At 31.9% G+C, this 20,553-nt stretch carries 20 protein-coding genes; 11 read left to right on the top strand and 9 right to left on the bottom strand.

The genetic code is table 11. The annotated features are described in order from the left end of the window. Window positions 1-8: 8 nt before the first annotated feature. Together ACXIHB_RS08645 and ACXIHB_RS08640 are read left to right on the top strand one after the other, a co-directional pair. On the top strand, window positions 9-1,265 hold the full coding sequence (locus tag ACXIHB_RS08645) for a Y-family DNA polymerase (RefSeq protein ID WP_159493479.1): 1,257 nt from the start codon (window positions 9-11) through the stop codon (window positions 1,263-1,265). Between the two features lie 25 nt (window positions 1,266-1,290). Continuing rightward, window positions 1,291-1,749 (top strand): LexA family protein, encoded by a 459-nt coding sequence (locus ACXIHB_RS08640; protein WP_462098068.1) that lies wholly within the window; start codon window positions 1,291-1,293, stop codon window positions 1,747-1,749. A gap of 66 nt (window positions 1,750-1,815) precedes the next feature. Here ACXIHB_RS08640 and ACXIHB_RS08635 read toward each other — a convergent pair whose 3' ends face one another. Beyond that, window positions 1,816-2,226, bottom strand: a complete 411-nt coding sequence (locus ACXIHB_RS08635; protein ID WP_073182156.1) for a BrxA/BrxB family bacilliredoxin — start codon at window positions 2,224-2,226, stop codon at window positions 1,816-1,818. 117 nt (window positions 2,227-2,343) lie between these two features. Between ACXIHB_RS08635 and ACXIHB_RS08630 the strand changes: the two genes are divergently transcribed. The 9 genes from ACXIHB_RS08630 to ACXIHB_RS08590 all read left to right on the top strand — a co-directional run bounded on the left by ACXIHB_RS08630 (window position 2,344) and on the right by ACXIHB_RS08590 (window position 14,351). Then, window positions 2,344-3,105 carry a TerB family tellurite resistance protein gene (locus ACXIHB_RS08630; protein WP_462098067.1) on the top strand — a complete coding sequence of 254 codons (762 nt, stop codon included), beginning with the start codon at window positions 2,344-2,346 and terminating at the stop codon, window positions 3,103-3,105. Between the two features lie 52 nt (window positions 3,106-3,157). Continuing rightward, complete coding sequence (locus tag ACXIHB_RS08625) at window positions 3,158-5,071, top strand: OmpA family protein (protein ID WP_462098066.1); 1,914 nt, start codon at window positions 3,158-3,160, stop codon at window positions 5,069-5,071. A 118-nt stretch (window positions 5,072-5,189) separates the two neighbouring features. After that, a complete protein-coding gene (gene ileS, locus ACXIHB_RS08620) occupies window positions 5,190-8,597 on the top strand; it encodes an isoleucine--tRNA ligase (protein ID WP_159614324.1) in 3,408 nt (1,135 codons plus the stop codon). 4 nt (window positions 8,598-8,601) lie between these two features. Then, window positions 8,602-8,979, top strand: coding sequence for a TraR/DksA family transcriptional regulator (locus ACXIHB_RS08615; protein WP_047790047.1), 378 nt, complete (start codon window positions 8,602-8,604; stop codon window positions 8,977-8,979). 113 nt (window positions 8,980-9,092) lie between these two features. Beyond that, window positions 9,093-9,674, top strand: a complete 582-nt coding sequence (locus ACXIHB_RS08610) for a DUF4097 family beta strand repeat-containing protein (RefSeq protein ID WP_239178141.1) — start codon at window positions 9,093-9,095, stop codon at window positions 9,672-9,674. A gap of 75 nt (window positions 9,675-9,749) precedes the next feature. Beyond that, entirely contained in the window at window positions 9,750-11,645 is a 1,896-nt protein-coding gene (locus ACXIHB_RS08605) for a M61 family metallopeptidase (RefSeq protein WP_394420539.1), read from the top strand. Window positions 11,646-11,769: 124 nt separating this feature from the next. Continuing rightward, window positions 11,770-12,360 carry a lipoprotein signal peptidase gene (locus tag ACXIHB_RS08600; protein WP_047789939.1) on the top strand — a complete coding sequence of 197 codons (591 nt, stop codon included), beginning with the start codon at window positions 11,770-11,772 and terminating at the stop codon, window positions 12,358-12,360. Between the two features lie 44 nt (window positions 12,361-12,404). After that, complete coding sequence (locus ACXIHB_RS08595; protein WP_462098065.1) at window positions 12,405-13,007, top strand: DUF4230 domain-containing protein; 603 nt, start codon at window positions 12,405-12,407, stop codon at window positions 13,005-13,007. A 39-nt stretch (window positions 13,008-13,046) separates the two neighbouring features. Then, entirely contained in the window at window positions 13,047-14,351 is a 1,305-nt protein-coding gene (locus ACXIHB_RS08590; protein ID WP_462098064.1) for a hypothetical protein, read from the top strand. A 38-nt stretch (window positions 14,352-14,389) separates the two neighbouring features. Here ACXIHB_RS08590 and ACXIHB_RS08585 read toward each other — a convergent pair whose 3' ends face one another. From ACXIHB_RS08585 to ACXIHB_RS08550, 8 genes are all read right to left on the bottom strand, one after another. Next, window positions 14,390-14,803, bottom strand: coding sequence for a DUF6691 family protein (locus ACXIHB_RS08585; RefSeq protein ID WP_073182143.1), 414 nt, complete (start codon window positions 14,801-14,803; stop codon window positions 14,390-14,392). Between the two features lies 1 nt (window position 14,804). Continuing rightward, the gene (locus ACXIHB_RS08580) at window positions 14,805-15,365 is read right to left on the bottom strand and encodes a YeeE/YedE family protein (protein WP_083574772.1); all 561 of its coding nucleotides are present in this window, start codon (window positions 15,363-15,365) and stop codon (window positions 14,805-14,807) included. After that, a complete protein-coding gene (locus ACXIHB_RS08575) occupies window positions 15,365-16,603 on the bottom strand; it encodes a 3-deoxy-D-manno-octulosonic acid transferase (protein ID WP_047789944.1) in 1,239 nt (412 codons plus the stop codon). Before ACXIHB_RS08575 ends, ACXIHB_RS08580 begins: the two co-directional genes overlap by 1 nt. A 69-nt stretch (window positions 16,604-16,672) precedes the next feature. Further along, a complete protein-coding gene (gene accC, locus ACXIHB_RS08570; RefSeq protein WP_047789945.1) occupies window positions 16,673-18,013 on the bottom strand; it encodes an acetyl-CoA carboxylase biotin carboxylase subunit in 1,341 nt (446 codons plus the stop codon). Between the two features lie 87 nt (window positions 18,014-18,100). Beyond that, a complete protein-coding gene (gene accB / locus ACXIHB_RS08565; RefSeq protein ID WP_047789946.1) occupies window positions 18,101-18,583 on the bottom strand; it encodes an acetyl-CoA carboxylase biotin carboxyl carrier protein in 483 nt (160 codons plus the stop codon). Window positions 18,584-18,607: 24 nt separating this feature from the next. Further along, a complete protein-coding gene (locus ACXIHB_RS08560) occupies window positions 18,608-19,603 on the bottom strand; it encodes a beta-ketoacyl-ACP synthase III (RefSeq protein WP_047789947.1) in 996 nt (331 codons plus the stop codon). A 150-nt stretch (window positions 19,604-19,753) separates the two neighbouring features. After that, on the bottom strand, window positions 19,754-19,948 hold the full coding sequence (gene rpmF, locus ACXIHB_RS08555; protein ID WP_047789948.1) for a 50S ribosomal protein L32: 195 nt from the start codon (window positions 19,946-19,948) through the stop codon (window positions 19,754-19,756). 8 nt (window positions 19,949-19,956) lie between these two features. Then, a complete protein-coding gene (locus tag ACXIHB_RS08550; protein ID WP_462098063.1) occupies window positions 19,957-20,493 on the bottom strand; it encodes a YceD family protein in 537 nt (178 codons plus the stop codon). Between the last annotated feature and the right edge of the window lie 60 nt (window positions 20,494-20,553).

Below are 20,553 nucleotides of genomic sequence, written 5' to 3'. Positions count from 1 at the left end.
TTACAGTTATGTATGCGTTGGTAGATTGTAATAACTTTTATGCTTCTTGCGAACGGGTTTTTAATCCGAATTTGCAAGGAAAACCTGTGGCTATTTTAAGTAATAACGATGGGTGTGTTATTTCAATGAGTGACGAAGCAAAAGACTTGCAACTTCCATTTGGAGCTCCAATTTTTAAGTGGGATCAGTTTTGTAAAAACAATAATATCTCAGTGCTATCTTCAAATTATCCGTTGTATGGTGATATGAGCGCTAGAGTGATGAAAATTTTAGAACAATTTTCTCCAGATGTGGAAGTATACTCTATTGATGAAGCATTTTTACAATTCAAAGGTTTTAATGAATATAATTTTAATTCTTACGGAACTGAAATAAGAAGTAGAATTTTACAATGGACGGGTATTCCAACTTGTGTAGGAATTGCACCAACAAAAGCATTGAGTAAAGTAGCTAATAAAATTGCTCGAAAATTCTTGAAAGAAACAGGTGGAGTGTGTGTGATTGATTCCGAAGAAAAAAGAATAAAAGCATTAAAATGGACTTCTATAGAAAGTGTTTGGGGAATTGGAAGAGGTATACAAAAAAGACTACAAGCTAAAGGATGTATAAAAGCGTATGATTTTACACAGTTAAATGACGATTGGGTGCTGAAAAATTTATCGATTACAGGTTGGAAGTTGAAAAAAGATTTAGAAGGAGATCCTAAAATACAACTAGATGAGCCTACTAACAAAAAAGCAATAGCAACAACCCGAAGTTTTGAATATACATTTTCGGATCTAGATAATATTAAAGAAAGAATCTCAACGTTTGCTGTAAGTTGTGCAGAAAAATTACGTAAGCAAAACTCAAGTTGCCATATGGTAATAGTGTTATTGCGTAGTGATTATCATAAAAAAGAGACTAAACAACATCGAGCAAGTAAAACTATTGTACTTCCATATCCGACAAACTCTACATTAACAATAAGTAAAAGTGCAGTACAAGCTGTAACTACTATTTTTAAGGAGGGAATAAAGTATAAAAGAGCAGGAGTAATTGTAACAGGGTTGGTGCCTTCAGACAATTATCAATTAGATATGTTTGCAAAGGAAGACCCGAAGCATGCTTCTTTAATGAGTGTAATAGATAAAATTAATCAGACTTATAAAGCAGATAAGATTAAATTAGCAAACCAAGATTTACAACGTACTTGGAAGATGCGTCAAGAGCGATTATCACCAAAATATACTACAAATATTAACGATATTATTAAAGTAAAATAAGCTTAGTTAAATAACAAATAATAAGATGTTACGAAAATTAAAACCAGTAAAAGCATCAGAAGCATTGACTTTTTTCTTACCAAAAGAGTTAAATGAAAGAGAGGGAGCTATCTTTATGGATACAGGTATTTCTGCGGGCTTTCCTTCTCCTGCTGATGATTTCAGGGAAACGCGTATTTCATTAGATGAAGAACTTATTAGAAATAAAGAAGCCACTTTTTTTGCACGAGTAAGTGGTCAGTCGATGATTGGTGCAGGTTTAGATGATAATGATTTACTGGTAATTGATAGAAGTATTCCGCCAACAAATAATAAGATAGCGGTTTGCTTTTTAGATGGAGAGTTTACGGTAAAACGATTAAGAGTTGAAGGAAGTGAAGTTTGGTTGCAGCCTGAAAATCCAGACTACCCAATCATAAAAATTACAGAAGAAAATAATTTTATTATTTGGGGAGTTGTAACTAATGTAATTAAGAAAGTATAAAAAAATCCAGTAAAATTACTGGATTTTTTAGTTGTTTTTTGTTTTGAAACCTTTTGTTTAAAAAGATTAACAAAATTCGTCATAAGCAGCTGCTAAATTTTGAGCAATAGCTTGTGCAGAGCGCCCCTCGATATGATGACGTTCTAACATGTGCACTAAATTACCATCTTTGAATAAAGCTATTGCAGGAGATGATGGAGGGAAAGGAATCATATATTCTCTTGCCTTCGCTGTAGATTCTTTCTCTACACCTGCAAAAACTGTAGTTAAGTTCGTAGGAGTTTTATCTGCTCCTAAAGAAGCAATAGCACCAGGTCTTGCAGTACCTGCAGCACATCCACAAACAGAGTTTACCATTACTAATGTAGTTCCTTCTTTGGCTAAAGCATTGTCAACATCTTCAGCAGTATATAAAGCTTCAAAACCAGCGTCAATTAATTGATCACGCATTGGTTTTACTAATTCTTCTGGATACATATTTTTGAATTAAAATTTAAGGCAAAGATACTTCTTTTAGTGCCAACAATCAACCCGAAATAAGTATGGTAGATAGATTGGTAATGTTTTATCTTTGTGGCTTCTAAAAAACAAACAATGGGAAAATTTGCAAAATGGCTTGGAGCAGGAGCCGGTTTTACATTAGGAGGTCCAATAGGAGCTATTATAGGGTTTGCTGTAGGAAGTCTTATTGATGGAATTTCTGTAGAAGATTTTGTACAAGAACAGCAAGAATATCAAAAAAAGACAGGGGGACAACCAAGAAGAGGAAGAGCTACATCAGGAGATTTTGAAATAAGCTTGTTAATATTAGCTTCGGTAGTTATTAAATCTGACGGAAAAATAGATAGGCGTGAACTGGACTATGTTCGTATGTATTTTGTGAAAATGTATGGTAAAGAACGAGCAAATCATGCGTTTAAATTATTCAACGGTATTATTAAGAAACAAGTATCTACGCGACAAGTTTGTTTACAAATACGTCAGTATATGTCACATGCTACACGATTACAGTTACTACATTTTTTATTCGGAATAGCAAAAGCAGATGGACAAGTAACTAGTGTAGAGGAAGAAGAGATTAGAAAGATAGCAAGTTACTTGTATATTAACGAATATGATTATTCTTCAATAAAGGCAATGTTTTATGACGAATCTGATAGTGCTTATAAAATGCTTGAAATAACAAAAGAATCCATTAACGATGAGGTAAAGAAAGCATATCGAAGAATGGCAAAAAAATACCATCCAGATAAACTTCAAAATTTAGGAGAAGAACATAAAAAAGGAGCTAAAGAAAAATTCCAAAAAATACAAGCAGCTTATGAACAGATAAAAAAAGAGCGAGGAATAAGCTAGAATAAAAAAAGATAATTATTTTAGTGTTATTTAACTACAAAAGATAAGAGACATGGGGAAACAGTTAGTAGTAATATTTATTTTTCTTAGTGGAATTTGCTTAGGGCAAAGAAAATACACAGCCGACAAATATTTTGAAGTTTTTGCTTATAAAAAGGCAGCAGAACTATATGAGAAAATTTATGATAAAGGAAATAATTCGTACGAAATTGTTAGTCGTTTAGGAGACTCTCATTATTATAACTCAGAGTTTTTAGAAGCAGAGAAATGGTATAAAATTTTAATGGAAAACTATGAGAGTATTACAGAGCCAGAATATTTTTTTAGATATGCACAATCTTTAAAAAGTAATGGAAAAATTAAAGAATCTGATAAATGGCTTTTAAAGTTTAGTGAAATTAAAGAGAATGACTCAAGAGGGCAAGCTTTAGAGAAAAATGAAGGTTATTTTAATAAATATAGTAATGGAAAAAAGAAAACATTTATAAATATAACCAATCTCTCAGTCAATACTCAGTATTCTGATTTTGGTGGGTTTACCTATGATAATAAACTTTATTTTGCCTCTACAAAACCTGTTGGAGAAAATGACAAACTATATAAATGGAACAATCAACCGCATTTAAATATCTACAAAGCAAATGAAGTTTATAATGAAGAAAAACAATTAATAGATTTAGAAAAAGAAGAAATAATTTCATCATTAAGTTCACAATATCACGAATCCAATGCTGTAATTACTTCAGATGGTAAAGCAATGTACTTTACCAGAACAAATTTCAATGGAAAGAAATTAGAAGGAGGAGATAATCAAATAGCATATCTTAAAATATATAAAGCAGAGTTTGAAAATGGAGAGTGGAGAAATATAAAGGAACTTCCATTTAATAATGATAATTATTCTGCGGGACATCCAACTTTAAGCGCAGATGAGAAAACATTGTATTTTATTTCAGATATGCCAAATGGTTTTGGGAAAACAGATATATACAAGGTTGCACTTTTAGAAAATAGCACTTACGGAGAACCAGTAAATTTGGGAAAAGAAATAAATACTGAAGGAAGAGAAATGTTTCCTTTCGTCGCTAAAGATAATACCTTGTATTTTGCTTCAGACGGACATCTAGGTTTAGGTGCCCTTGATATTTTTGAATCAAAAAATAATTCAGGTACTTATCAAAAACCAAATAATTTAGGTGCTCCAATAAATGGATCGTATGACGATTTTGCTTTTGTGATAGACGATGAAAAGAACAAAGGTTTCTTCTCTTCTAATAGAAAAGGAGGAAAAGGAGACGATGACATTTATAGCTTTATTTTATATAACTGTAAAGAAGATATAACAGGTGTAGTATCAGAAGAAAAAAGCAATAAACCAATATTAGGAGCAACAGTTAAATTAATTGATTCTAATGGTAAGGTTCAAGCACAACAAGTAACGGGAAAAAATGGAGACTATAGGTTTGTTGAAGTTGATTGTGAGAAAAAATTTACAGTTATAGCAGAAAAAGAAGATTATAAAGCTTACCCAAAACAATTACAAACTCTTGATGTAAATAAACAGCTTGTTACAGTAAATTTATCGTTAAAACCATTGATTATAGAAGATCAAATTGTGATTAGTCCTATTTATTTTGATTTTGATAAACATACAATAAGAAAAGATGCAGAATATGAGTTAGAACATATTGTTTCGGTAATGAAAAATCACCCAGAAATGATAATTAGAATAGAATCACACACAGATAGTAGAGGATCGAAAGAATACAATAAAAAGCTATCTGATAAAAGAGCAAAATCAACAAAAGCTTACATTGTTTCTAGAGGGATTTCTTCAGAAAGAATAGAAAAAGCAGTAGGTTATGGGGAAGAAAAACTATTAAATAATTGTGATGATACAACAAACTGCTCTACAAAAGAGCATCAAAAAAATAGAAGATCTTATTTTTATATAGTTAAAAAATAACAATTATAACCTATAAAGTATCAAAAACACCTCAATTTTGAGGTGTTTTTTTATATCTCAAATTCAACAATTACAAGAAAATACGTAATTTCGCACATTCAATTAATAAACCGACAAAATGAGTAAGAAGTTTACTGAATACAAAGGATTGGATTTACCAAAAGTAGCTGAAGAAATATTAAACTATTGGGAAGAAAACAACATCTTTGAAAAAAGTATTACTACACGTGAAGGAAACGAACCATTTGTGTTTTTTGAAGGGCCACCTTCAGCAAACGGTTTGCCAGGAATTCACCACGTAATGGCACGTGCCATTAAAGATATTTTTTGTCGTTATAAAACCCAAAAAGGATACCAAGTTAAGCGTAAAGCAGGTTGGGATACACACGGTTTACCTGTAGAATTAGGGGTTGAAAAAGAATTAGGAATCACCAAAGAAGATATTGGAACAAAAATTACGGTTGAAGAATACAATGAAGCTTGTAAAAAAGCTGTAATGCGTTACACTGATATTTGGAATGACTTAACTCAAAAAATGGGGTATTGGGTAGATATGGAAGATCCATATATTACTTATAAACCAAAATATATGGAGTCGGTTTGGTGGTTGTTAAAGCAAATTTATGATAAAGATTTACTGTACAAAGGATATACTATTCAACCGTATTCACCAAAAGCAGGAACAGGATTAAGCTCGCATGAGTTAAATCAACCAGGAACGTATCAAGATGTTACAGATACTACAGTAGTAGCTCAGTTTAAAACAATCAAAGAAACGTTACCAGAGTTTTTACAAGTTGAAGGAGATGTACATTTTTTAGCTTGGACAACAACTCCATGGACACTCCCATCAAATACAGCATTAACGGTTGGCCCAAAGATTGAGTATGTTTTAGTAAAAACATTCAATCAATACACCTTTGAACCAATTCAAGTGGTATTAGCTAAAAACTTAGTATCAAAACAATTTGTAGGGAAGAAGTTTAATGAAGTTGAAGATGTAGCTGAATTGGCAAACTACGCTGAAGGAGACAAGCAAATTCCTTACACAGTTGTAAAAGAATTTGTAGGAAAGGACCTAGTAGGTATCAAATATGAACAGTTATTACCATTTACTTTACCATATCAAAATCCAGAAAATGCTTTTAGGGTAATTTCAGGAGATTTTGTGACTACAGAAGACGGTACAGGTATCGTACACACAGCACCTACCTTTGGAGCTGATGATGCGTTAGTTGCAAAACAAGCAACTCCAGAAGTTCCGCCAATGTTGGTGCTAGACGAAAATGAGAACCCAGTTCCGTTAGTAGATTTACAAGGGAAATTCCGTCCAGAAATGGGAGAGTTCGCAGGTAAATATGTGAAGAACGAGTACTATGCTGATGGAGAAGCTCCTGAAAGATCAGTAGATGTTGAGCTAGCGATTCAATTAAAAGAAGAAAATAAAGCCTTTAAGGTTGAAAAATATGTGCACAGTTATCCGAACTGTTGGCGTACCGATAAACCAATTTTATACTATCCATTAGATTCTTGGTTTATCAAGGTAACCGATGTAAAGGATAAGATGTTCGATTTAAATGAAACGATAAACTGGAAACCAAAATCAACAGGAGAAGGACGTTTTGGTAACTGGTTAAAAAATGCGAATGACTGGAACTTATCACGTTCTCGTTTTTGGGGAATTCCATTACCTATTTGGCGAACAGAAGACGGAACAGAACAAATCTGTATTGGTTCTGTAGCTGAATTAAAAGAAGAAATCCAAAAGTCAGTGGATGCAGGAGTAATGTCTGAAGATATTTTTGCTGATTTTGAAGTAGGAAATATGTCTGAAGATAACTACGATAAAATCGATTTACATAAAAATGTAGTCGATAAAATCACGTTAGTTTCGGCATCAGGAAAACCAATGAAGCGCGAAAGTGATTTAATTGATGTTTGGTTCGATTCTGGTTCTATGCCATATGCACAATGGCATTATCCGTTTGAAAATAAAGAATTAATAGAAGATAAAGAAAGTTACCCTGCAAACTTTATTGCTGAAGGCGTAGATCAAACTCGTGGATGGTTTTATACCTTACATGCAATAGGAACAATGGTGTTTGACTCTGTAGCCTATAAAAATGTAGTATCTAACGGATTGGTGTTAGATAAGAACGGGCAAAAAATGTCAAAGCGTTTAGGAAATGCGGTAGATCCGTTTACAACATTGTCAGAGTTCGGTCCAGATGCTACGCGTTGGTATATGATTTCGAATGCGAACCCATGGGATAACTTAAAATTTGATATTGCAGGAATAGAAGAGGTAAAACGTAAATTCTTCGGAACTTTATATAACACCTATTCATTCTTCTCACTATATGCAAATATTGACAACTTTACGTATAGTGAAGCTGAAATAGCTATTAATGAACGACCAGAGATTGATCGTTGGATTTTATCTGAATTAAATACCTTAGTTCAAAAAGTAGATAAATTCTATGCTGAATATGAGCCTACCAAGGCAACCAGAGCTATTTCTGATTTTGTGCAAGATCACCTAAGTAACTGGTATGTACGTTTATGTAGAAGACGTTTCTGGAAAGGAGAGTATGCACAAGATAAAATCTCTGCATACCAAACGTTATACACCTGTATGTTAACGGTAGCTAAATTAGGATCTCCAGTAGCTCCTTTCTTTATGGATCGTTTATATAAAGATTTAGTGAATGCTACAGGAAAAGAAAGTTTTGAAAGTGTACATATAGCAGAGTTTCCAAAATACAATGCTGATCTAGTTGATAAGTCGTTAGAGCGTAAAATGGAAAATGCACAAACAATTTCGTCATTAGTTCTATCTCTAAGGGCTAAAGAGAAAATTAAAGTGCGCCAGCCGTTACAAAAAATAATGATTCCTGTATTAGATGCAGTTCAGAAGGAAGAAATTTTAGCTGTTGCAGACTTAATCAAGTCAGAAGTAAACGTTAAAGAGATCGAATTATTAGACGATGCTTCAGGAATTTTAGTAAAACAAATCAAACCAAATTTTAAAGCATTAGGACCTAAATTTGGTAAGGAAATGAAGTTGATAGCTAATAAGATACAAGGATTTACACAAGAAGATATCATTAAAATAGAAAAAGAAGGTGAAATTTCTGTGGAAATTAACGATAAAATGATTACTTTAGGAACCGCTGATGTGGAGATTTCATCGAAAGATATCGAAGGGTGGTTGGTAGCCAACGCAGAAGGGTTAACTGTAGCTTTAGATGTTACAATAAACGACGAATTACGCAAAGAAGGTGTGGCAAGAGAATTAGTTAATAGAATTCAAAACGCACGAAAAGACACAGGTTTAGAAGTAACCGATAAAATAAAATTAACCATTTTGCAGGCTGATGATTTAAAAGAATCGGTATTGGCAAATGAAAACTACATTAAAGCAGAAACATTAACAAACGAATTAGTTTTTGTTGATGTTTTAAGTAATGGTACAGAAATTGAGTTTGATACCATTAAAAGTAGAATGTTAATTGAAAAAATATAGCATTATGGATGATGTTAAAATAAGATATTCAGACAGTGATTTACAAGAGTTTAAGGAAATCATTCAAAAGAAAATTGAAAAAGCAGAAGAAGATTTAAGGTTGCTACAAGCATCATATAAAAACGGTTCAGATAACGGAACCGATGATACGTCGCCAACATTTAAATCTTTTGAAGAAGGATCTGATACGATGGCTAAAGAGGCAAACATGCAGTTAGCTATTCGTCAAGAAAAGTTTATTCGCGATTTAAAAAATGCCTTAGTTCGTATTGAAAATAAAACCTATGGTATTTGTAGAGTTACTGGTAAGCTAATTCAAAAAGAACGTTTAAAGTTAGTACCACATGCTACTTTAAGTATCGAAGCAAAACGAAAACAATAACTTTTAAAGTTAAAATAAATAGAGCCTCTTTTAGAGGCTTTTTTTGTATGAAAAAATATCTATTGTTATTACTTATGCTAAGCATCCAATTTCTTTACTGTCAAGAAAAAGTAATGCAGAAAAGAAAAATGTTAGTAAACGAACTCGAAGTCATTACTTTCGGCTTGGATGATATTGTAATTGAAAATTCAAAAGATGAACAACTCGAAGTAGTTTTATTAGATGAAAATCCACATACACACAATATCCTATTCAAAAAAGAAGGTGAAGTCTTTACAATAGCATTTGAATTAAATATTCCAACATTAAAAAACGAAGTCTTTCGAAAATATATAACGAGGAGGCTAGAAAGAGCCAGGGCAGTTATAAAAGTTCCCAAAAACAAACATATAAGCATTCATGGAAAAACTATCGGAATAACTTCAAAAAGTTATAAAGGAGATGTAAATATTTATATAGAAAGAGGAAATATAAAGTTAAATACAGTTAAAGGAAACTCAAATATAGATCTTTTCCAAGGCAATGTTTTTGCTAATATTGATAAACAAACAGGTTTGGGTTTAAAAACTAACAACGGAACAATCCTTATAAATGGAAAAAGAAAAATATCTCCATTTTCTAAAGAAGTGACACCTGTTTCTAAAATACTTACTATAAATTCTATTCATGCGAATATTAATATTGAATTAAAGTAATTAACAAAAAATTATAAAAATTAGACGTAACAAAAGAAGTTTCATTTTGTCTAATGGTTAATTAAAAACTAAGAAATGAATAAAAGCATACTAACCACAGCAACCATTGCAGCATTATTATTAACAAGCTGTAATTCTACTAAAAAAACAACAAATGATTTAGCTGTTCAAACCCCCATTGTAACGACTTTAGATTTAACAAAAGTAGACAATGATAAAGTACCAGTAACTGTTAATCCAGGCAGGTTTACAATTGAAAAAGTAACATATAGATTGCCAAGAGTTGTCCAAGGAACATATTCTGTGAGTGATTTTGGTAAATATGTAGAGAGCTTTAAGGCTTTAGATTATGAAGGAAATGAACTAGAGGTAACAAAAGTTGATACGAATACTTGGGAAATTACCAATGCTGAAAAATTAGATAAAGTAACGTATTTAGTAAACGACACTTTTGATATGGAAGTTTCAGGGGGAATTGGAGGAGAAACCCCATTTTCACCCGCAGGAACAAATATAGAGTCTACAAATTATGTGCTTAACCTTCACGGATTTGTGGGTTATTTTGATTCTTTAAAAAACAATCAATATAAGTTAGATGTTGTTTCGCCTACCAATTTTAAAAGAACTTCCGCTTTACAAGAAGTTGGAACAAAAACAAGTGAAGACGGCTCAACTTTAACGTCGAGCTATTTTGCTCCACGTTATTTTGATATTACAGATAACCCTATGTTTTATGGAGAATTAGATGTAGAAGAGTTCAAAGTTGGTGATATTAAAATTGTATTAAGTGTATATTCTCCAAACAAAAAACACTCAGCTGAAAAAATTAAAGCTGTAATGGAAAAAATGATGCAAGCGCAAAAAGCATATTTAGGAAGCATTAATAGTACGGCACGTTATGATATTTATTTATACTTATCTGATGGAACTGAAAAAGCACCTAAAGGATTTGGAGCTTTAGAACATCATACATCAACAGTAGTAGTATTACCAGAAGCAATGCCAGATGAAGCATTAGCAAAAAGCATGATAGATGTAGTATCTCATGAGTTTTTTCATATTGTAACTCCGTTAAGTGTACATTCAGAAGATGTACATTACTTCGATTACAACCAACCAACATTCTCTAAACATTTATGGATGTATGAAGGAATTACAGAATACTTTGCTACATTATTTCAAGTAAACCAAGGTTTGGTAACAGAAGATGAATTTTACAGTAAAATTATGGGTAAAATTAAAACTGCATCTTCTATGAATGATGCTATGAGTTTTACTAAAATGAGTGAAAATGTATTAGACGAGCCTTATGCTTCTCAGTATTACAATGTGTATCAAAAAGGAGCTTTAATAGGTATGTGTATTGATATTTTAATGCGTGAAGAAAGTAATGGAAATAGAGGTGTGTTATCATTAATGAAAGAGTTGTCATTAAAATATGGGAAAAACAAACCATTTGAAGATGATAAGTTAATTGGAGAAATTACTGAAATGACCTATCCATCAATAGGAGCATTTTTAAACACACACGTAGTAGGAGGTACACCAATTAATTATAATGAGTTTTTTGCTAAAGCAGGATTAGTGTTAGATGAATCAAAAGTGAAAACAAATTATATCCAAAATGATGGAGCTATGATTGTTAGACCAGATAAAGCGACACAAACTATCCGATTTACAGAAGCTGTAAAAGACAACAGCTTTTGGGCTGAAAATGGAGCACAACCTAATGATGCAATCAAAGAAGTTGATGGAGTGGCTGTGACAAAGGAAAGTGCAAATCAAATTTTTACGAAAATGTTTATGTGGCAACCAGGAAACGAAGTTGAAGTAAAATTAGAAAGAGATGGTAAAGAGGTGGTTATTAAAACAACTTTAACTCAATCATATACAAAAGGAACTAGTTTAAAAGATGATCCTAATGCAACACAAAAGCAAAAAGAACTAAGAAAAGCTTGGTTAAAAGGATAGTTTCTTTTTATTAATATAAATTAAGACCAGTATGACTAAAAGTCTATTGGTCTTTTTCTTTCTATAAATCAGAAGAAAAACATAAAAATAGTTTTCTTATTTTTGTTTCCATTAAATAAAAAAAATGTCTAAAAAACACATCGCAATACTTACCGTAATTCTGGCAATTTTAATTGATCAAATTAGTAAAATTTACATCAAAACACATTTTCAGCTAGGAGAAGAAGTAGTTGTTTTTAATGATTGGTTTAGAATCCATTTTACCGAGAATAATGGTATGGCATGGGGCTTTGAATTTGGAGGGAAAACAGGGAAGTTGTTTTTAACTTTATTTAGAGTTGTTGCAGTTACAGGTATTGTGTATTGGTTATGGCAAACAATAAAACGAAAGGCACATACCGCTGTTATTGTCGCTATTGCATTAATTTTAGCAGGAGCAGTAGGCAATATCATCGATTCTGTTTTTTATGGTGTAATTTTCGACTCTTCTTACCATAATGTTGCTACACTTTTTTCAGATAATCCTTACGGAGAATTATTTCATGGAAAAGTAGTAGATATGTTATACTTTCCTATTTACGAAGGAGAAAACTTTACCTTTTTTAATGCTATTTTTAATGGTGCAGATTCTTGGATAACGATTGGAGTAGCTTTACTATTTTTATTTAATAAGCAAGCATTTCCAAAAGAAGAAGAAACAAAACAAGCTTCATAAAAGTACTTTAGATACTTTTCCTATATTTATAGAAAAAGAAAACCATGCGTTTATTAAAATATCTTGCTGTTTTTGTACTAGGATTTTTAATTGCAAAATTCTGGTATGAGAAGAAGGAAGAAAAGTACGAGCAAGAAGAAATTCAGGTGGTTTTAAACGGAATCCAAAACCTAAGTAAATTAGTAGTTTCAGAAGGAAATTTCTCTGAAATGTACAGTTTTACAGATGCTAAAAAATACTTTTATGGATATCTTACATTTGAAAAAAAAGCAATGCTTTCTGTGAATGCAAAGGTTGAGGTTGGTTACGACTTATCGAAATTAGAAATTCAAATAGATAGTGTTGATAAACAAATTATTATTAAAAAAATTCCTGAGGAAGAAATTATAATTTCCCCTGATATTAAGTATTTTGATTTGCAGCAAAGTCAGTTTAATACTTTTTCTAAGCAAGAACTAAACAAGCTCAACACTAAAGCTATTGAAAAGATTAAATCAACAATAACGGTTTCTCGACTACAAAAAGATGCTAAAACACGTTTATTTGAAGAATTATCTAAGATTTACCAACTTTCTAAAATTTATAATTGGAAAGTGGTGGATAATACTAACTCAGAGATGTTTGAATCGTTGTTGTTAAAAGATTAATTTTTTAAAAGTATATTTGATGTAGTTTAAAAATAAGTTATGAGAAAAATATATGGAATTGCTATGCTATTTTTGGTATTAATGGCATGTAAAAAAGAAGAAAAAGAAAAGCTAATTTATACCCAAGATGTAGACAATTATTGGAAAGCGTACGATAAGATAACTTCTACCAAAGATTCAGTTTTACAATCAAAATATTTAAAAGAAGAATTTTTAGATAAAGCTTCTATTGGGCAAAAAACAATGTTTAAAGTTAGAAACTGCACTCCTCAAGAGTACATAGAAAACATTAATGATTATCCCAAATTTTGGAACTCTATTAAGGAAAATACTATAAAAAGTAAAGGTTTAAGTTCAGAGATAGACAATGGACTACAAAAATTAAAGCAAATTTACCCAGACTTAAAACCGGCTAAAGTGTACTTTACTGTTGGAGCATTTAGAACTGGAGGAACAGCAGTAGATAGTTTAGTGATTTTTGGTGTAGATATGCAAATGTTGGATGAAAACATTAATACTTCTGAGTTAAAAAAAAGCCTAGATAATGTAAAAAATTTTCAAAAAACAAATCCAATCAATAATGTAAAGTTTACAGGAGTTCATGAGTTTGTTCATACACAACAAAAACCTTTTTCAAGAGAGAGTTTATTAGTAGCAAGCCTATATGAAGGAGTAGCAGAGTTTGTTGCTGAAAAAGCTTTAGGAGAAAAGTCTAGTATGGAAGGTATAGAATACGGTAAGAAAAATACTCAAGTTATTAAAGATCAATTTGAAATAGAAATGTTCAACAAAGCTTATTCTTATTGGTTGTGGAGTTCGATGTCAAATAAATTTAATCAGAGAGATTTAGGATATTTCATTGGATATAAAATTGCTGAAAAATACTATGAAGATTCTGATAAAGATAAAAATTTAGCAATAAAAAATCTTATAGAGTTAGATTATGGTAATAACGAAACCATCATTGAATTTGTAGATTCAGTTAAGTTTTTTGATAAACCAATTTCTGAAATAAGAAAAGAAAATGAAATGCATAGACCTTATGTGGTTTCTATAAAAGAATTTAAGAATAATGATACAGATGTAGACCCAGCTATAAAAACACTAACTATTGAGTTTTCTGAACCCATGAATCATTTTAGTAATTTTAAATTTGGGCCTTTGGGAAAGGAAAATGTAATACAGTTTACTGGTTTCAAGGGGTGGTCAAAAGATAAAACTAAATTAGTTTATGAAGTCTCATTAAAGTCAAACTTAAGGCAACAGTTGTTAGTTAGTGATGTATTTCAATCTAATAAAGGATATCCATTACAACCATACCTTATAGATATAACGACGAAGTAACAAAAAACATTGGACTAAATTATCCAAGGTTTTTTATATTAATTAGGTAACTTCTTACTCAATAAACCATAAATAAAAGCCCCTATAAGAGCTCCTAAGAGTACAATAATCATTGGGATTATTCCTTGTCCAATCAAAACAAAAATAGGAGCAGGACAAGCGCCTGCTAGTGCCCAACCTAACCCAAATATAGTGCCGCCAACTAAAGTTCTAATAAATCCTTTTTTCTTTTCTCTAATGTTAATTTGGTTCCCTAAATAATCTTTAACCTTTCCACTTTTAAAGAAATACATAAGTATTGCAGAAATAGCTACGGCAGAACCAATAATACCATACATGTGAAAAGATTGGAATCTAAACATTTCATAAATTCGATACCAAGAAACAGCTTCTGATTTAGATAAAATAATTCCGAAAACTATACCAATAACTAAAAATTTTATATTCTTCATCTTAACCAAATATTAAAGGGAATAGAGCCCAAGTCATTATTAAACCACCAATAAAAAAACCAATTACTGCAATTAAAGAAGGTAATTGAAAACTACTTAGTCCTGTAATGGCATGTCCTGAGGTACATCCTCCTGCATAACGAGTTCCAAATCCAATTAAAATTCCAGCAATTAATAAAATTGTAAAACCTTTTAAGGTTAACATGTTTTCAATGCTGAAAATTTCATTAGGTACATAGGTTTCTCCTGCATTTTGAAAACCTAAATTAGCTAATTCATTTACAGTTGTTGGGTTTAAATCAATTTTTGGTGTAGCAGAGAGGTAGTTAATGGCTATATATCCTCCAATTACTAAACCAATTAAAAAAACAATAGCCCAATCACGTTCTTTCCAATCTTTCTTAAAATAATCAGATACTTTACCTGCTCCAACCATGGTACACATGGTTTCTAAATTAGTTGATACTCCAAAATTTTTACCGAAATAAAAGAATAAAAATAGTATAAAGGCGATAAGTGGCCCAGATACATACCACGACCATGGTTGTAATATAAAATCCATTATAATATGTTTTTTAAATAAGTGATAATGTTTTTTGTTGCTCCCACATTTTTTAAAATATAATTGTGGTTAACTTTCCCCATTTGCTCTCTTAGTTTTTTGTCTGATTGTAATAAAGCAAAATTACTGGAAAATTCATTAGTATTTGTAACGGTCTTTGCACCTCCTATTTCTAGTAAATCAATTGCTTCTTGAAACTTACTGTATTTATTACCACCAAAAATAACAGGAACACCATATGTTGCTGGTTCCAAAATATTATGTAAACCAGTAGCGAGTCCACCACCTACATAGGCAGCATCAGCGTATGAATATATTTTTGTAAGTAAGCCAATAGTGTCAATTATAAAAACTTGATATCCTGATAACTCTTTGTTTAGGTTTTCAGAGTAAAGAACAGTTTTTTTATTGATTGAGTTTTGTAACTCTTTAATCTGTTTTTTATTGATGTTATGTGGAGCAATAATAAACTTTTCATCATCAGTTGCGTGATTATTTAAATAATCTACAATAAGTTCTTCATCTTCTTTCCAAGTACTTCCCGCAACAACAGTGTAATTATTATTTTTAAACTCAGAAATAAAATCTAACGAGTTATCTTGTTGTAAAATATCGTATACGCGATCAAATCGTGTATCACCAGCAATGGTTACGTTATTAAAATTAATAGAATTTAATAAGTCTTTAGAAGCTTTGTTTTGTACAAAAAAGTGATTAAAAACAGTTAGTTTTTCACGCATAAAACCTCCATACCATTTAAAAAAGGATTGTTTTTTTCTAAAAATTCCTGAAATTAAAATCGTAGGAACATTATGTTTTTTTAATTCTGAAAGAAGATTAGGCCAAAACTCATACTTTATCATAATAGCCATATCTGGATGTACTTTTTTGATGAATTTTCTAACGTTCGATTTTGTGTCTAATGGTAAATAGCAAATAACATCAGCTAATGGATAGTTTTTTCTGATTTCATAACCAGAGGGGGAGAAAAAAGTAACAACTATTTTGTAACCTGTATAAAGCTGTTTTAACTCTTCAATAATAGGTCTTCCTTGTTCAAATTCCCCTAAAGAAGCAGCATGAAACCAAATTACTTTATCAGTTTTGGAAATACTGTTTAGTCTTGAAAATGTTTCTTTTCTCCCTTCATAAAATAACTTTATTTTTTTGTTGAATAAAGCTATTAATGGGAGTAATATAGATACTACAGAAAGAAGTAAATTGTATAAAAAATTCATTATGCGAATTTATGAAATAAAAAAATCAGTGAAGTTACTCACTGATTTTTTATTCTATGTTGAAATATGTTATGATTCCATTTCAAAATCTTCCATGAACTTAGTGGTATAATTACCTGCTACGTAATCTGGATGATCCATTAATTGTCTGTGGAAAGGAATTGTTGTTTTTACACCTTCAATAACATACTCATCTAATGCGCGTTTCATCTTGTTAATCGCTTCTTCACGAGTTTGTGCAGTAACAATTAACTTAGAAATCATTGAGTCATAGTTTGGTGGAATCATATACCCAGCATACACGTGAGTATCGATACGAACACCATGACCACCTGGAGCATGGTATGAAGTTATTTTTCCTGGAGCAGGTCTAAATCCGTTATAAGGATCTTCTGCATTAATTCTACATTCAATTGAGTGTAATTGTGGCTTGTAGTTTTTACCTGAAATTGGCACACCAGCCGCAACTAAGATTTGTTCGCGAATTAAATCATAGTCTACAACTTCTTCAGTAATTGGATGCTCTACCTGAATACGAGTATTCATTTCCATAAAGTAGAAGTTACGGTGTTTGTCTACTAAGAACTCAACTGTACCAGCACCTTCATACTTAATATATTCAGCAGCCTTTACAGCAGCAGCTCCCATAGCATCACGTAATTCTTCTGTCATGAATGGAGAAGGAGTTTCCTCAGTTAATTTTTGGTGACGACGTTGAACTGAACAATCTCTTTCAGATAAGTGACAAGCTTTACCATAAGCATCACCTACTACTTGGATTTCAATATGGCGAGGTTCTTCAATTAACTTCTCCATATACATATCGTCATTTCCAAAAGCAGCTTTAGATTCTTGTCTTGCAGAATCCCAAGCATCTTTTAAATCTTCAGCTTTCCAAACAGCACGCATACCTTTACCACCACCACCAGCAGATGCTTTTAACATTACAGGGTATCCCGTTTCTAAAGCGACTTTTTCACATTCTTCAAATGTGGTAATTACACCGTCACTACCTGGTACACACGGTACTCCAGCAGCTTTCATGGTAGCTTTAGCATTCGCTTTGTCTCCCATTTTATCAATCATCTCAGGAGAAGCTCCGATAAACTTAATCTCGTGCTCTTCACATAGTTTTGAGAATTTAGCGTTTTCTGCTAAGAAACCATATCCTGGGTGAATTCCGTCAGCATTTGTAATCTCTGCAGCTGCTATGATGCGATCCATTTTTAAATAAGACTCGCTACTTGGGGCAGGTCCAATACAAACAGCTTCATCAGCAAATCGTACGTGTAAACTTTCAGCATCTGCTTTTGAGTAAACAGCTACTGTTTTTATCCCCATCTCTTTACAGGTTCTAATTACACGTAGCGCGATTTCGCCTCTATTGGCAATTAATATCTTTTTAAACATGTCTTTTAGTTTATGAGTTTATTGGGTTTAGTTGTTTAAGAGTTTAGCATAGCTAAACTTCTAAACTTAAAACTTCTAAACCAAAAATTATGATGGGTCTACTAAAAATAATGGTTGATCAAATTCTACTGGAGAAGAATCATCCACTAATACTTTAACGATTTTACCAGATACTTCTGATTCAATTTCGTTAAATAATTTCATTGCTTCAATGATACAAACAGTATCACCAACTTTTACTTCTGTTCCTACTTCAGCAAAATTAGGTTTATCTGGGGAAGGTTTTCTGTAGAAAGTACCAATGATAGGTGATTTTATAGTTACATATTTTGAGTCGTCAGTAGATTCAGCTGCTACTGGGGCTGCAGCTGGTGTAGCTGGTTGTGCTACTGGTGCAGGAGCCATCATTTGTGTAGCTGCTGCAGGGGCAGGGGCTTGAATAATAGTAGTTTCAGGAGTGTCACTTCCAGTTTTAATGGTGATTTTAATATCTTCCATCTCTAGCTTTACTTCACTTGCACCTGACTTAGCTACAAACTTTATAAGACTTTGAATTTCTTTAATGTCCATTTTCCTAAATTTTAGTTGTTTAGTTTATGAGTTATAGGCCCATTTTAAATAGATAGCTCCCCATGTGAAGCCTCCACCAAATGCGGCAAAAATTAAATTATCTCCTTTTTTCAACTCTTTTTCATAGTCAGCAAGTAACAACGGTAAAGTAGCAGACGTTGTATTTCCATACTTATGAATGTTCATCATTACTTTATCATCTTCTAAGCCTACTCTATTAGCAGTAGCTTCGATGATTCTTTTATTAGCTTGGTGTGGTACTAACCACTGAATGTCATCTTTTGTTAAGTTGTTTCTGGTTAACATTTTTTCAGAAACATCTGCCATGTTAGAAACAGCAAACTTAAATACAGTTCTTCCTTCTTGATGAACAAAATGTTGCTTGTTTTTAACAGTGTCTTCTGATGCTGGTAAAATTGATCCACCTGCATCGATTTTTAAGAATTCTCGACCAATTCCGTCGCTTCTTAAATATTCATCTTGTAACCCTAAACCGTCGTTATTAGGTTCGAATAAAACAGCACCTGCCCCATCTCCAAAGATGATACAAGTAGCTCTATCGCTATAATCAATAATTGATGACATTTTATCGGCACCAATTAACAATACTTTTTTATATCTCCCGCTTTCAATATAACTAGAGGCAGTTGACATACCGTATAAAAAACTAGAGCAAGCCGCTTGTAAATCATAAGAAAAAGCATTTACGGCTCCTATTTTAGAAGCTGTATAAGCTGCTGTTGAAGCTACAGGCATATCTGGAGTAGCAGTTGCTACAATAACCATGTCGATATCTTCAGGGTTTGTATTTGATTTTTGAAGTAAATCTTCTGCTGCTTTTATTGCCATGAAAGAAGTTCCAAGACCTTCGCCTTTTAAAATTCTTCTTTCTTTGATTCCTGTTCTCGTAGTAATCCACTCATCATTGGTGTCTACCATTGTTTCTAGCTCCTTATTAGTTAGAGCATGTTCTGGAATATATTTTCCTACCGCTGTTATAGCTGCAGTTATTTTAGTCATAGTTGTTTGTTTTGTAGTAAAACGAGTTTTCAAAGTAATGAAAATTATTTCACTTTTTTATAGAAAAAAACATCAAAAAGAGTATTTTTTGATGTAAAAACATAAAAAAACCCTCAAAGTAGAGGGTTTTTTTATTTTTTAAACTAGTTTTTAAGCCTCAGCAGCAGCACTTTCTAATACTACTTGACCTCTGTAATAAAGTTTTCCTTCATGCCAGTGAGCTCTGTGGTATAAATGAGCTTCTCCAGTTGTAGGATCAACAGCTATTTGAGGTACAGAAGCTTTATAGTGAGTTCTTCTTTTATCTCTTCTAGTTTTAGATATTTTTCTCTTTGGATGTGCCATTTTATGTCTTATTTATCTGTTAGTAAATCCTTTAATTTATCCCATCTAGGGTCTGTTGATGTTTCTTCAACAGTTTTTTCTTCGTTTATTTTTAATTCCTCTAATTTTCTTAAAGCATCCGATTGCATAGTACCATCAACAACATTTGGGTGTACTCTTTTGCTCGGTACTGATAACACAATTAACTCATATATATATTGAGAAACATTTACTTGATAAGCTTCATGTGGAAGTATCAAGATTTCATCGTGTTCATCATTAAACTCAGGTCCAAACTTAACAACTAAATCTAAATTACCATTGATTGGTAAATCAAATAACTCATTGGTAATATCACAAGGAACATTAACTGTTCCGCTTATGTTAAAAGCTAGCTCTAATAAAGTGCTTTTTTTAACAAATGTAATATCAGCTTTTATGTTAGCGTTGTTAAACTCGTCAAACTGAAATGCTTCAAAGAACGTTTTGTCAATTTGATATTCAAACAAATGACTTCCTTCTTTTAAACCTACAAAAGGTATGTTGAATTGTTTTAAGTCTTTCATCTACAACTATCAATTTGAGCGTGCAAAGATATAAAAAATGTTTTTACTTTTATGTTTTGA

It is taken from the genome of Tenacibaculum sp. IMCC1, from assembly GCF_054906355.1.
Note: the sequence above shows the minus strand (reverse complement) of the source record. Positions and strands in the feature narration are given on the sequence as shown.

Bases quoted from the DNA above. Each gene is read 5' to 3' on its own strand.
- ACXIHB_RS08645 (WP_159493479.1), top strand. From the start codon at position 9: ATGTATGCGTTGGTAGATTGTAATAACTTTTATGCTTCTTGCGAACGG.
- ACXIHB_RS08640 (WP_462098068.1), top strand. From the start codon at position 1,291: ATGTTACGAAAATTAAAACCAGTAAAAGCATCAGAAGCATTGACTTTT.
- ACXIHB_RS08635 (WP_073182156.1), bottom strand. From the start codon at position 2,226: ATGTATCCAGAAGAATTAGTAAAACCAATGCGTGATCAATTAATTGAC.
- ACXIHB_RS08630 (WP_462098067.1), top strand. From the start codon at position 2,344: ATGGGAAAATTTGCAAAATGGCTTGGAGCAGGAGCCGGTTTTACATTA.
- ACXIHB_RS08625 (WP_462098066.1), top strand. From the start codon at position 3,158: ATGGGGAAACAGTTAGTAGTAATATTTATTTTTCTTAGTGGAATTTGC.
- ileS (WP_159614324.1), top strand. From the start codon at position 5,190: ATGAGTAAGAAGTTTACTGAATACAAAGGATTGGATTTACCAAAAGTA.
- ACXIHB_RS08615 (WP_047790047.1), top strand. From the start codon at position 8,602: ATGGATGATGTTAAAATAAGATATTCAGACAGTGATTTACAAGAGTTT.
- ACXIHB_RS08610 (WP_239178141.1), top strand. From the start codon at position 9,093: ATGCAGAAAAGAAAAATGTTAGTAAACGAACTCGAAGTCATTACTTTC.
- ACXIHB_RS08605 (WP_394420539.1), top strand. From the start codon at position 9,750: ATGAATAAAAGCATACTAACCACAGCAACCATTGCAGCATTATTATTA.
- ACXIHB_RS08600 (WP_047789939.1), top strand. From the start codon at position 11,770: ATGTCTAAAAAACACATCGCAATACTTACCGTAATTCTGGCAATTTTA.
- ACXIHB_RS08595 (WP_462098065.1), top strand. From the start codon at position 12,405: ATGCGTTTATTAAAATATCTTGCTGTTTTTGTACTAGGATTTTTAATT.
- ACXIHB_RS08590 (WP_462098064.1), top strand. From the start codon at position 13,047: ATGAGAAAAATATATGGAATTGCTATGCTATTTTTGGTATTAATGGCA.
- ACXIHB_RS08585 (WP_073182143.1), bottom strand. From the start codon at position 14,803: ATGAAGAATATAAAATTTTTAGTTATTGGTATAGTTTTCGGAATTATT.
- ACXIHB_RS08580 (WP_083574772.1), bottom strand. From the start codon at position 15,365: ATGGATTTTATATTACAACCATGGTCGTGGTATGTATCTGGGCCACTT.
- ACXIHB_RS08575 (WP_047789944.1), bottom strand. From the start codon at position 16,603: ATGAATTTTTTATACAATTTACTTCTTTCTGTAGTATCTATATTACTC.
- accC (WP_047789945.1), bottom strand. From the start codon at position 18,013: ATGTTTAAAAAGATATTAATTGCCAATAGAGGCGAAATCGCGCTACGT.
- accB (WP_047789946.1), bottom strand. From the start codon at position 18,583: ATGGACATTAAAGAAATTCAAAGTCTTATAAAGTTTGTAGCTAAGTCA.
- ACXIHB_RS08560 (WP_047789947.1), bottom strand. From the start codon at position 19,603: ATGACTAAAATAACTGCAGCTATAACAGCGGTAGGAAAATATATTCCA.
- rpmF (WP_047789948.1), bottom strand. From the start codon at position 19,948: ATGGCACATCCAAAGAGAAAAATATCTAAAACTAGAAGAGATAAAAGA.
- ACXIHB_RS08550 (WP_462098063.1), bottom strand. From the start codon at position 20,493: ATGAAAGACTTAAAACAATTCAACATACCTTTTGTAGGTTTAAAAGAA.